Raw genomic sequence first — 12,013 nt, 5'->3', positions numbered from 1 at the left:
CAATTTGAGCCGGTTGAAATGAGCCATGGCTGAAAGATGCCTGAAACATCCTTCAGGTTATAATCTGTTAATTATAAGTAGTTTATCGTGCAACCTGAAAGATGAAGGATGTTTTTCGGAAAACTTCTGTATGGGGGTGACGGGTGTTTTTTATTTCTTCCGGAGGCATTGACCGTCTCATTATTTTCTGTGGAGGAAACCTCATTTTTTACTTTTTTTATACTATCTTTGCCCCACATTTCGGCCATGCCGGAAGGAAAAACATTCAGACGGGATATAAAGAGGAAAAAGATATGCAACAACTCAAGGAGCGCATTTTGCGCGATGGAAAATGTTTCGAGGGAGGAATACTGAAAGTGGACAATTTCATCAACCATCAGATGGATCCCATACTGATGAAGTCCATGGCCGTGGAGTTCGTGCGTCGTTTCGCTTCGCGCGACATCAACAAGATACTGACGATAGAGGCCAGCGGCATTGCACCTGCCATCATGGTGGGCTACCTCTTGGAGCTCCCGGTGGTCTTTGCCAAGAAGAAGAAACCGAGCACGATGGAAAATATGTTGGCGACGAAAGTCTTTTCGTTTACCAAAAACAATACGTATGATGTATGCGTGTGTAAGGATTATCTGCAGCCGGGCGACAAGGTGCTTTTCATAGATGATTTTCTGGCCAATGGCAATGCGGCCAAAGGGGTGATGGATTTGGTGCGTCAGTCCGGTGCCGAATTGGCCGGGATGGGATTCCTCATAGAAAAAGCTTTCCAACATGGGGGCGATTATTTGCGTGCGCAGGGCATTCACGTGGAGTCGTTGGCGGTGATTGAAAGTTTGGACGGATGTCGCATCACGTTGAAGGATTAAGGCACGTGCCTCGTGCCCTCTTGGCTGTATAAACCGTTGTGCCCGGATTTCCTACAGGGGAGTCCGGGCACAACGGTTTATATTAAGGGTGTTTCACTTTTCGCTTTCGGGTCGGTAAGGCTTCAAGGGATCTTTTACGGCCAACTTACGGCGGTCCGAAGCAAATTGGGTGGCATAAAGTGTGAAGAGGATAACCGACACGGCCACACCAATCAGGTCGAACGCGCTCCATTGCTGTCCGCCAATGGCATAATGGGTTTCACGCCACGGGGCGTAGATATACAGCGTGTTCACGGCTATCAGGATAAGGCGTACTTCCGTCGGCCCTAATTTGCCGTAAGTGAGCCGGAACTCGTCGATGATGATGGTACTGATGTAGGTGTAGATGGAGAGGCACAAATAACCGCCCATGATGAGCAATGCCACGTCCATCCGCATGACGGGCGAGAGGCCCAGTCCGAGGCAAAAGAGGCAGGTGGCTAACGCATCCAACGTATGGTCGATGAAGAAACCGTATATGGGGCGTTGGGTATGGCGCACCCGTGCCAACGTGCCGTCCAGGCTGTCACCGTACCAGTTCACCACAAGCCCGAGTGAGCCGAGCCACAGGTAATGCAGGTCGATGTGTGCTAGCATGCCGCCGACAGCGAAGAGCACGGCTCCCATTACGCCTACGAACGTGAGGAAGTCCGATGTGACCCAACGTGGTTGCCGTCCGGCTAACCACACTAAAGCTTTCTTCTCCACCCGGCTCAGGATGGAGGTCTGTATCCTTTCTGATTTTTCGTGTCCCATTTTGTTTTTCCCTATATGTCAGGTGAAACGAAACGCCCGACCTTACCATTCCGCAAGGGGAGATAGTGAAGTCGGGAGTATTGGCGGAAAGACAGGGATTCGAACCCTGGGAACAGTTGCCCGTTCACCGCATTTCGAGTGCGGCCCGATCGACCACTCCGGCATCTTTCCTTGTTCGGTGGGCAAAGTTACAACTTTTTTTCTTATCCGCATGCCGAAAGGGCAAAAAAGTACGGGAAATAATGAGATAGGGCTTGGAATGTGAATCTTTGTCGAAGGCTTTTGTTCCTGAAAAATAATGTTAATATCTTGATTTTAAAATATTTTTGTAGGTTTGAAAGAATTTTGGTGGCGTTATGATGTCATTTTATTGCAATATGAATTGATTTTTATGGGGAAATATGAATAATAATTTGTTTTTTATATGGTAACTTGATTTCTTTTGTATATATTTGTCAGGTCATAACATGAGAAAACTTTTCAATTTATTATTCATATAAAACTTAAGCGTATGAAAAAGTTTACAAATGTTAAATCGGGGGGGGGTAATTTTGACATTACTACTTCTCGCGTTGGTCTCCGGCAGTGTTTGGGGGCAAGAAGTAACTGTAGAACAGTCTGTTTTTACGGAATTGAATTCTAAAAGTTTGGGGGGGGATGCTAAGGTCTCTTATGCTACGGCAAAAGGAGGGGGAACAAGTAATCCTGCAATTAATAACGATGAGATTCGTTTGTATCAGAATGCTTCAGGTAATGGTGGAGGTTCTATTACAATATCTGTGATTGACGGCTTTGAGTTGGTTTCTGCGGAAATCGGTTCTTCTATGTCTACAAGTATTGCTTATACAATAAATGAAAGTGTGGAAAAATCAAAAACAGAGAGTTTAAATGCGAATGCCACATATGCAGCTTCTAATTTAAATGCGAAGTCTGTTACATTTTATTGTATGGGTAGGGATAAAAAGTCTCGTTTATATGTGAATTATTTGAAAGTTGTATACCGTCCTGTTGAGATAACTCAAGTGGCAGCACCTGTTTTTGCACCGGCTAATGGAACTACCTTTGTGGATAAACTTACGGTCGGAGCTTCTTGTCCTACAGAAGGTGCCACGATTTATTATACAAAGGATGGAGCAGAGCCTACTACAGGTTCTGATAAGTTTCCAACAGAAGGCGTAACTCTCACGGAAACTACCACATTAAAAGCTATTGCCGTGAAAGATGGGTTGGACAATAGTGAAGTAGTCACTGCGACTTACACCAAATTAGAACCATATACTTCTTTGAAGGCATTGAAAGAAAGCGGTATAGCTACGGCGGAAGGTGTAACTTGTTTTGTAGAGTTGAAAGATGCTGTGGTGACGTATGCCGACTCCCGGAAGGCTTATATTCAAGATGTTACAGGAGGGTTGTATATTTATGGAAATAATGATTTGAAGGCCGGGACGAAACTGAACGGTGTGGTATCAGCCCAATTGGCATTGTACAATGGCCTGTATGAATTGAAGGTGGAAGGAGGGGAGTTCGACAATGTGGAGGTTGCCGAAGGCGTTGAGATTCCGGTACAGGTGGTGACTGTGGCTGAATTGAACCAAAACTTTGCCCAGTATGAATCCATGCGTGTAAAGGTGGTTGATGCGACGGTAACATCAGGCTTTAACAATAAGAATGGGGAAATCGAGCAAAACGGTGAAAAGATAGCACTTAGGGCGGCTGATGAAAGCATTACGGCAGATGTGCAGGCCACGGTTGACGTAACAGGGTATCCGGGTTTGTTTCACTCTGATAAACAACTGAATGTAATCTTGCAAGAGGATATTGCCGTAAAGACCGCAGGCAAGACGCAGGCGACCTTGGTTTTCGAACAAGATGCTTATTCTGTGAACTTGGGTGAATCCTTAATCATCAAGGCTACTACGAATTCTACATCCCCGGTTATTTATTCTTCTGAGGATGAAGAAATAGCCAAAGTGGACAGCGAGGGCAAGGTTCAGGCGGGAAACAAAGCCGGAACGGTAACGATTACAGCCTCTGTCGCCGAAAATGATGAATTTACTGGTGCGACTGCAACTTGTACCGTGAATGTGGTAGATCCTTCTGCATTGCCGGAAGCAAGGGCTTTAGTGGCAGAAAAGGATGGTGTGTATTATGCCATGCTTTCTTCCAATAAAATTTCAGATAAAAAGTTGGATACAGATGTAGTTGATGTTTTGAATAACAAAGTCGTTAAGACTTCTGAAACTGTAGATTTTGAATTTTATATAGATGAAAGTAAGGGTACTATCCAAACTGTATCGGGAGAGTATGTAGCCCACGTAGGAAATAGTACTGATTTAGGAGTCGATACAAAGAAATTCACGTGGAAGAAAGAAAGTGATGGTTATTGGCACTCTTCTACAAATTCTGCTCGTGTATTAGGACTTGGGGTTTCAAGTGGTAACAGTGTTTTCGGAACATATTCACTTTCGAGCACGACTAACCAATTTGCAACAGATATGCCTATCGTTGATGGTTATGTTCGCAATGTCGCTTCCGGCGATTACGGTACTATCTGTCTTCCCTATGCCGTGGCCGCAGAAGATATGGTTGGTGCAGAGTTCTTCAGCATTGCCGGAAAAGTCATGAAGGACGGAGGGCCGCAGTCCATGGTATTGGAGCAAGTGACCACCCTTGAGGCTGGAGTTCCTTATATATTCAGTGCAACTTCCGATAAGCTTATAGCGGCATACAGTGGAAAGGCTGTAGCTGAAGCTGGTGAAGCAAACGGATTGGTCGGTTCTTTTGAGGGGCAAGATGTGGCTGAGGGCATGTACCTGATTAGTGCCCAAAACAAAGTGCAGCTTTGCGGTAAGGGTTGTAAGATTTCGGGAAACCGTGCTTATATTGATATGGATAAGGTTCCGGAATACAGTGGGGAAGTTGGCGTGAACCAACGCCTGATTTCATTTGAAGATGCGACCGGTATCTCCGAAACAATGGTTGAGGGCGGTTTGGCAGATGTGTACACACTTAGCGGTGTGGAAGTCCGTCATCAGGTCAACGAATCAGAGGCCACTCAAGGCTTGCCGCAGGGCATTTACATTGTGAATGGTAAAAAAGTAGTAGTAAAATAGTATTAACAAGTTGGAATATGAACAAGAAAATATATATAAAACCGGTTTGCGAAGTGGCAGAATTTGAGATTCAAGATTCATTGTTGTTGAATTGCTCCATAGGAGTTGATAACACGCCACAGGATGGAATAGAAGGTCGGACCAATATGAATCAAGGTTTTACCGATATATGGGGTAACGAGTATTAATACTTTGGTACACTTTTGAACGTGATACGGCAAAGCCGCTTCGGATGAAAACCCGGAGCGGCTTTTTCCTAATCTGCTGAAAAGGGTTATCTTTGCAAAAACAAAAAGTGGTTTGCGGTATGAAAGACGATACGCTCAAGAAGTTGAAGATATTGGCTGAGTCGGCCAAATATGATGTGTCCTGCTCTTCGAGCGGCACGGTGAGGCGTAACGTGAAAGGCGGAGTGGGGAATACCGTGGGAGGCATAGGCATTTGTCATAGTTTTGCCGAGGACGGGCGTTGCATCTCCTTGCTGAAAGTCATGCTGACGAACTATTGTATTTACGATTGTGCTTATTGTATCAACCGCCGTACGAATGATATTCCCCGTGCCACACTCTCCGTATCGGAATTGGTAGACCTGACGATGGAGTTCTACAAAAGGAATTATATCGAGGGATTGTTCCTGAGTTCCGGTGTGGTGAGGAATCCCGACTATACGATGGAACGTTTGGTGCGTGTAGTGAAAGACTTGCGTACGGTGCACCGTTTTAATGGGTATATCCATTTGAAAAGTATTCCGGGGGCCAGTCGTGAGTTGGTGGACGAGGCGGGTTTGTATGCAGACCGTATGAGTGTGAACATAGAGATTCCCAATGAGGCTTCGCTAAAGTTGTTGGCACCGGAGAAAGATCATGAGAGTGTCTACCGCCCTATGGGATATATACAGCAAGGTGTACTGGAGAGTGCGGAAGAACGGAAAAAACACCGGCATGCTCCCCGTTTTGTTCCGGCGGGACAGAGCACGCAAATGATTGTGGGAGCAACCGGGGAGTCCGACCGGGATATTTTGCACCTTTCGTCCGCATTATACGGTCGGCCTACCATGCGTCGCGTGTATTATTCCGGTTATGTGGCAGTGAATACGTACGACCCTCGCCTTCCGGCTCTGAAACAACCGCCGTTGGTCAGGGAAAACCGTTTGTATCAGGCAGACTGGTTGATGAGGTTCTATCAGTTCAAAGTGGAAGAGATTGTGGATGAAACGCATCCTGATTTGGATTTGGAAGTGGATCCGAAGCTGGCTTGGGCTCTTCGGCATCCCGAACAATTTCCCGTGGATGTGAACCGTGCGGAGTATGAACGGATTCTACGGGTGCCCGGTATTGGGGTAAAGTCGGCCCGTCTGATTGTCTGTTCGCGACGTTTCGGACGTTTGACGAGTTTTGATTTGAAGAAAATGGGATGCGTGATGAAGCGTGCCCAGTATTTCATAACCTGTGGGGAGTTGGAAGCCAAGGGAGTGAATGAGCTTTATCCCGAACGAGTCCGTTCTTTATTGGTGCAGTCGAAAAGCCGGAAGAAACAGAACGACGGGCAGTTGACGTTGCTGTTTAAGGAGGAACCTGCATGAGGAGTATGACAGAGGATTGTGTATTCGTGTACGACCGTACGTGGGACGGTTTGCTGACAGCGGTGTTCGATGCATTCTACCGTCACCAGTTTCCTGTGGCGATTATCGGAGAAAAGGATACGCCTCCTCTTTTTGCGGTCGTACATCGGGTGATAACGGACGAGGAAAAAGCCGGAAGAGTGTTTCGGGCATTGCAACGGAAACTTTCATCCGCTGCATTGGCTTGCCTGACGACCAGTCTTTTTTCCGAACTGCCGGATTTGGACTTACCTTTGTTTCGGTATGTATGCAAAGCCGTGAAGGCCGGGCAAAGCATTGAAACGAATTTTGCAGATCCGGATGTGCTTTTTGTGACGAATACCTATCGTAAGGTACGTTGTGAACGTCTTCGCATGATGCAATTCGTGCGCTTCCAGAAAACTGCCGACGGGACTTATTTTGCCATGATTGAGCCGGACTATGACGTGTTGCCTTTAATCGTTCCGCATTTTAGTGACCGTTTTTCGGAAGAATGTTGGCTGATTTACGACCGTCGCCGCCGGTATGGCTACTATTATGCCGGGCATAAGTCCGTGCGTGTTACTTTTGAAGATGGAGCAGAGGTTTTCCGGTTGCCGGACGGACGTTTGAGCGAAGCGATGCGGGACGAGGATGAAATGTGGTATCAGGAGATGTGGCGGACGTATTTCAAAGCCATTTGTATTAAGGAACGCTTGAATCCCCGTAAGCACCGGAAAGACATGCCGGTGCGTTACTGGAAGTATCTGACCGAAAAGCAAACTGGGGAAGAGGAAAAATAAGAGGAGAACGCGGGCACGTTCTCCTCTTTTAAAATGAGAAAAATCAGTGTGGTTAGGCGGTGATTTTTCTCATGGCGTTTAATGCTTGGATCGCTTTCTCTCCTGCTTTTTTGTCGCAAGTGGAAGGAGTTGTTTTTGCATCTTTGGTTTGAGTCGTATCCTTCTCCTCAATCATGGCTACTAAAGCTGCCGGTTTGGCCGGTTGAGCTTTCGTGCTGTCTGTCGTAACTGTGTCGTTCTGTGCCACTAATGCAGCCGGAGCGGATTTTGTGGAGTCGGTGGTTACCGTATCATTCATAGCTACGTACGCCAACATGGCGGTTAATTTGGCTTTGGTGCTGTCTGTGGTTACAGTATCGTTGGAAATGAGGGCAGCCAATGATTTCTGGCAACCTTTTGCAGGACAGTTCTTTGTAGTATCTGTCTTAACTGTGTCGTTTGCTACGATGTTACCCTGTGCAAAAACGCTTCCCATACTCATAGCCATCAAGGCTGTTGCAAATAACTTTTTCATAATGCTTTCTGTTTTATTTAATTGTTTGACTGTTTTATCTTGTCATCTGCCAAACTAATGGACAAGAGGTATGCCAGAAAAAGAAAGATGATTGTAAGGAATTGATTATAAATGATTTCTTTCCGCTTAAGATAGCATGAGGCTCAAAAGCATACGTGTGGAATGTGGGGATGAGTGGGGAAGAATTCCACACTATTATTGTGGAATGTCGTAGAGCTTGATTTTGTTGTAGAGGGTTTTGCGGTCTATGCCTAAAAGGCGTGCGGCACGCGCTTTGTTGTGGTGTGCCGTTTGCAGGGCCTGCAGGATACGTTCTTTCTCGGTATTTTTATCGTGTAAGGCGAAAGGAGTTGCTGCAGGGAGTTCTTCTTCGCCACAGTTTATGACATTGAACTCTCCCAAATCGGTCTTATGGATCAGGCGGTCTTGTGCCAGCAAAGTGGCGCGTTTCACCCGGTTTTTCAATTCGCGTAAATTACCGGGCCATGCGTAATTGAGCAACGCTTCCGAAGCCGGGGCGTCGAAACCTACGATATGCCTTTCCAGTTCCTTGTTGGCTTGGTCCAGAAAGAAGTTGGCAAATAAAAGGATGTCTTCACCCCGGTCTTTCAGGGAAGGCATGTGCAGGGTGAATTCGTTCAGGCGGTGGTAGAGGTCTTCACGGAATTCTCCACGGGAGATGGCCTGTTGCAAGTTCTCGTTGGTGGCACAGACAAGCCGGACATCCACTTCTATTTCCTGATTGGAACCCACCGGACGTATTTTGCGTTCCTGGATGGCCCGCAAGAGCTGTACTTGCACGTCGTAGCTCAGGTTGCCCACTTCGTCGAGAAACAGCGTGCCGCCGTTGGCTTCTACGAAAGCTCCGGTTTTGTCGGTTACGGCACCCGTAAACGAACCTTTCACGTGGCCGAAAAATTCGGAAGCCGCCAGTTCTTTGAGCATGGCTCCGCAGTCGATGGCTACAAAGGGTTTATCAGCCCTCTTGCTTAATTGGTGTATGCGGTGGGCCACATATTCTTTTCCGGTACCGCTGGCACCGTTGATGAGTACCGAAAGCGGTGTCGGAGCTACCAAAGCCACGTAATTGTAAAGTTGGCGTGCCGCCTCGCTTTTCCCTTCCAGGAATGCCGGGCGGGATTCGGTATCTGCTTGAACCTCTTCGGGAGCCGTATCTTTTTTGGAGCGGGTTGCAGAAGACGCGGACAAGGCATCCTTTATCTTGTCCAGAAGCATGGCCGGTTGCACTGGTTTGGCAATGTAGTCGCATGCCCCTTGTTTCATGGCGTTTACGGCATTCTGGACATCGGCATAGCTGGTCATGACGATAAAAGGAACGGCAAGGCCGTGTTTTTGCATCCAGTCAAGCAGGGAAAGGCCGTCGCCTTCCGGTAACCTCAGGTCCGACAGGATGAGGTCATACGACTGATGTTCCAATAACTTGTGCGCTTTGGATAAGTCTCCGGCTGTACTGGTTTGGAATCCTTGTTTGCCCAACCACGTTTTAAGCATGGTGGCAAACGTCAAGTCGTCTTCTACTATGAGAATGGCTGCCATGTGGTCTTTATCGGATTAAGTTGACGCAAAGATAATGCCTTTTGCAGTACGAAAGTATATGCGGGGCGGCTTTTTAAATGTTTTAATATTCATGCTGATGTGCAGGTCCACTGCCATTCTTTTCTTTCAGGGCACGGACGATGAGGTGGAAAGACTCGATGACTTCTTGTGCCGGGACGTTGTCCGTGTCGTCCCATACCTGTTCATCCCGTTGTTGTTCCAAAGTCCGTAATGCTTTGATGCAGGGAGCTCCCACAAGGGTGAAGGTAGGAAGCAATTTATGGGCTATCCTGCATATTTCGGCCTTATCCTTTTGTTCGTAAGCCTTTTTGAACGCTTTGGCATGCAGGAGGGTTTCTTGTAGGAAGGTATTCAGGATTTCCTGTGCGGCGTTCCGGTCGTCTCCGGCGAATTCAGTCAACGGTTCAAGGTCGATGGCGGGCGACGTTTGGGATGGCGCAACTTCGGGTTTCCCTGGTGCTTCTTTTACTTCTGGACAGGCTTCTCCGAGTGCCTTCCGGATGGCTTGAGCCAGGTCTTTTTGGTTAAATGGCTTGTAAAGGCAGGTGGCGAACCCGTGTTCCCTGAAAAACGCTTCTTGCATGTCGTTACGTGCCGTGATGGCCACCACAGGGAGTTGTGCGTGGGCGGGAGGATTCAGTGCTCGTACTTTCTTCAATAATTCGAAGCCGTTCATGGACGGCATTTGTATGTCTGTGAACAACAAATCGAAACGGCATTGTCCAACCCGGTGGAATACTTCTTCCGGCGTTCGGCAGGAAACAATCTCCCAATCCGCTTTTTCCGGTTGGATTTGCTGCAACATCGCTTGGGTCAGCTGCATTTGGATACGGTCGTCGTCAATCAGCAATATATGGAGAGGACGCTCTACGGATTCAAGGGTGGCAGGGGCTTCTGCGACAGGAACCTGTTTTTTGTGGGTGAGTTGCAAGGGGAGTGTGACAAAGAAGGAAGTGCCTTTTCCGAGAGTACTTTCCAAATGGATTTCTCCTTGAAGGAGTTGTACAAGTTTCAGCGTGATGGATAGTCCCAAACCAACCCCTTCTTCCCCTTGTGCACTGCTCAGGCGGGTAAATTCCTTGAAAATCATTTGTTGTTCTTCCGCAGTCATTCCGCATCCTGTATCGCGTACGGTGATGCAAAGCAGGCGGCCGTGCATTTTGGCGCGAAGGAGGATATGCCCCTGCCGTGTGAATTTCAGGGCATTGCTTAACAGGTTGTCCGTAATCTGCCGGATGCGGAAAGCATCGCCGGTATAGGTCCGTCGGGTTTCGGGAGAGGTCTCGAATTGCAGTGCCAATCCTTTTTTCTCCGCCATGGGCAAGAAGCTTTGGGCTATGGTGCGTAAGAGTTCGTCCGGACTGAAGCTGACTGGGTGCAAATCCATTTTATGGGCTTCCAGTTTGTGATAGTCCAACAAAGAACCGACGAGGCTGAGCAGATGTTCGGACGAGCTGCGGATATTGTCCAAATAGTTTTTGGGGCGGTTTTCCCGGACGTAGGGGACCAGGAGTTCCGTGTACCCCATGATGGAACCTACCGGTGCCTTGATGTCATGTGTCACGGTCAGCATCAATTTCTCGCGGGAAACCAAGAGGTCTTCGGCTCTTTTCTTGGATTTTTCCAACTCGTGGCGGTAATGGTTGCTTTTGGTGATGTCACGCCATACGATGACGAAAAAGACAATGGCTAAAAGGATGGCAGCCGTGGCGATGAGTCCGGTCGTGAGGGCTGCCTGTTTCCGCACCATATAGGCTTTCCGGCTTTCTTCTTCCAACCGTTGCTGTTCTTCCTTCTCGATGCTTTCCAGGAGTTGCGTGACGCGGTTGTTAAGTTCGAGGCTCGTGTACCAAAGCCGTTCCGCTTGCGCGTTGATGCGTTGCCGCCGTCGGCTGTTATATTGTTTCATGCTGCTTTCTATGCTGTCCAGGATATGTGCAAGGGTGTCTCTTGCGTTGAATTCTTGATGGATGGTGTCCGTTTCCAAGATTTGCACGGTTTGTTTCACGGCGGTAGTGTCCGCTTCTGGTTTATGGAAAGCGGAAGCCAACCGTTGGAAGAAATTCTTTTTCGGTTCTTTCACCGTGTAGGATTTGTCTTTCTGTATGATTTGCCGGGTAATATGCGGCTTTTGGATGACGGTGTCCTGGCTTTTGACAAGTAGGCTGATTTGGTGTTGGTAAATCTGCGGGGCGGAGTTGTTCTCCAAAGTCAATACCAACCGTTTCATGTTTTCCTGTTTGCCGGTCAGCAAGGAAGACAGTGTGTCTAGCCGGGCCTTTTGCAGGGAATCGGTGAATAAAGTGTCCAATGCAGATATGGTCTGTTGTACGTTTGACATGGATTGCACGTATTTGCGGTATGCCTCCCAACGGCCGAAATGGACGGCCTGGCCGATGTTTTCCGTTTCATAAAGTTGGCTGACGAGTTGGTGGGTCACTTTCCGGCGTTCTGCCAACGTCTGTTCATTGCCGGACATCCGGGCCAGTGAGGAGGTTTGGTGGTAAATATAATAGATGGAACCCAACAGGAGACAAATCAATAAAAAGTATCCGCAGGCGATTTTGAAGGATGTATTTTGTTTCATAAGAGTAAGGCTGTGGCTGTTCATTCCTTTTGCAAAACTAAGAAAAACTTCCGAAAAGAGGGAAGAAGACGGCTTCAAAAGTCTTTTTGCCGCAAAAATCGTATTTTATTACGGGAATGTATGGTGCCCGGCAGGATGATGGCCCTTATCTTTGACATCATTTTGTATATGCAACTTAACC

The 12,013-nt window shown here is 47.5% G+C and carries 9 protein-coding genes and 1 tRNA gene; 5 read left to right on the top strand and 5 right to left on the bottom strand.

Features of this window, described 5'->3' with window-relative positions:
• Window positions 1–293: 293 nt before the first annotated feature.
• Window positions 294–863, top strand: coding sequence for a xanthine phosphoribosyltransferase (gene xpt / locus HMPREF9442_RS04890; RefSeq protein WP_040602656.1), 570 nt, complete (start codon window positions 294–296; stop codon window positions 861–863).
• A gap of 93 nt (window positions 864–956) precedes the next feature.
• Here xpt and HMPREF9442_RS04885 read toward each other — a convergent pair whose 3' ends face one another.
• Together HMPREF9442_RS04885 and HMPREF9442_RS04880 are read right to left on the bottom strand one after the other, a co-directional pair.
• On the bottom strand, window positions 957–1,658 hold the full coding sequence (locus HMPREF9442_RS04885; protein WP_008625991.1) for a CDP-alcohol phosphatidyltransferase family protein: 702 nt from the start codon (window positions 1,656–1,658) through the stop codon (window positions 957–959).
• Between the two features lie 81 nt (window positions 1,659–1,739).
• Window positions 1,740–1,829, bottom strand: a tRNA-Ser gene (locus HMPREF9442_RS04880).
• A 356-nt stretch (window positions 1,830–2,185) separates the two neighbouring features.
• Between HMPREF9442_RS04880 and HMPREF9442_RS04875 the strand changes: the two genes are divergently transcribed.
• From HMPREF9442_RS04875 to HMPREF9442_RS04865, 4 genes are all read left to right on the top strand, one after another.
• The gene (locus HMPREF9442_RS04875; RefSeq protein ID WP_008625989.1) at window positions 2,186–4,771 is read left to right on the top strand and encodes a chitobiase/beta-hexosaminidase C-terminal domain-containing protein; all 2,586 of its coding nucleotides are present in this window, start codon (window positions 2,186–2,188) and stop codon (window positions 4,769–4,771) included.
• A gap of 17 nt (window positions 4,772–4,788) precedes the next feature.
• On the top strand, window positions 4,789–4,959 hold the full coding sequence (locus HMPREF9442_RS16400) for a hypothetical protein (protein WP_008625985.1): 171 nt from the start codon (window positions 4,789–4,791) through the stop codon (window positions 4,957–4,959).
• Window positions 4,960–5,078: 119 nt separating this feature from the next.
• Window positions 5,079–6,353 carry a putative DNA modification/repair radical SAM protein gene (locus tag HMPREF9442_RS04870; protein WP_008625984.1) on the top strand — a complete coding sequence of 425 codons (1,275 nt, stop codon included), beginning with the start codon at window positions 5,079–5,081 and terminating at the stop codon, window positions 6,351–6,353.
• Complete coding sequence (locus HMPREF9442_RS04865) at window positions 6,350–7,153, top strand: TIGR03915 family putative DNA repair protein (RefSeq protein WP_008625983.1); 804 nt, start codon at window positions 6,350–6,352, stop codon at window positions 7,151–7,153. Before HMPREF9442_RS04870 ends, HMPREF9442_RS04865 begins: the two co-directional genes overlap by 4 nt.
• A gap of 52 nt (window positions 7,154–7,205) precedes the next feature.
• Here the strand turns inward: HMPREF9442_RS04865 and HMPREF9442_RS04860 are convergent, their stop codons facing one another.
• The 3 genes from HMPREF9442_RS04860 to HMPREF9442_RS04850 all read right to left on the bottom strand — a co-directional run bounded on the left by HMPREF9442_RS04860 (window position 7,206) and on the right by HMPREF9442_RS04850 (window position 11,832).
• Window positions 7,206–7,667: a hypothetical protein gene (locus HMPREF9442_RS04860; protein WP_008625982.1), complete on the bottom strand. Its 462-nt coding sequence runs from the start codon at window positions 7,665–7,667 to the stop codon at window positions 7,206–7,208.
• Window positions 7,668–7,862: 195 nt separating this feature from the next.
• The gene (locus HMPREF9442_RS04855; RefSeq protein ID WP_008625978.1) at window positions 7,863–9,224 is read right to left on the bottom strand and encodes a sigma-54-dependent transcriptional regulator; all 1,362 of its coding nucleotides are present in this window, start codon (window positions 9,222–9,224) and stop codon (window positions 7,863–7,865) included.
• Between the two features lie 82 nt (window positions 9,225–9,306).
• Window positions 9,307–11,832: an ATP-binding protein gene (locus tag HMPREF9442_RS04850; RefSeq protein ID WP_253271028.1), complete on the bottom strand. Its 2,526-nt coding sequence runs from the start codon at window positions 11,830–11,832 to the stop codon at window positions 9,307–9,309.
• Between the last annotated feature and the right edge of the window lie 181 nt (window positions 11,833–12,013).

This window comes from Paraprevotella xylaniphila YIT 11841 (assembly GCF_000205165.1).
GTDB lineage: Bacteria > Bacteroidota > Bacteroidia > Bacteroidales > Bacteroidaceae > Paraprevotella > Paraprevotella xylaniphila.
Note: the sequence above shows the minus strand (reverse complement) of the source record. Positions and strands in the feature narration are given on the sequence as shown.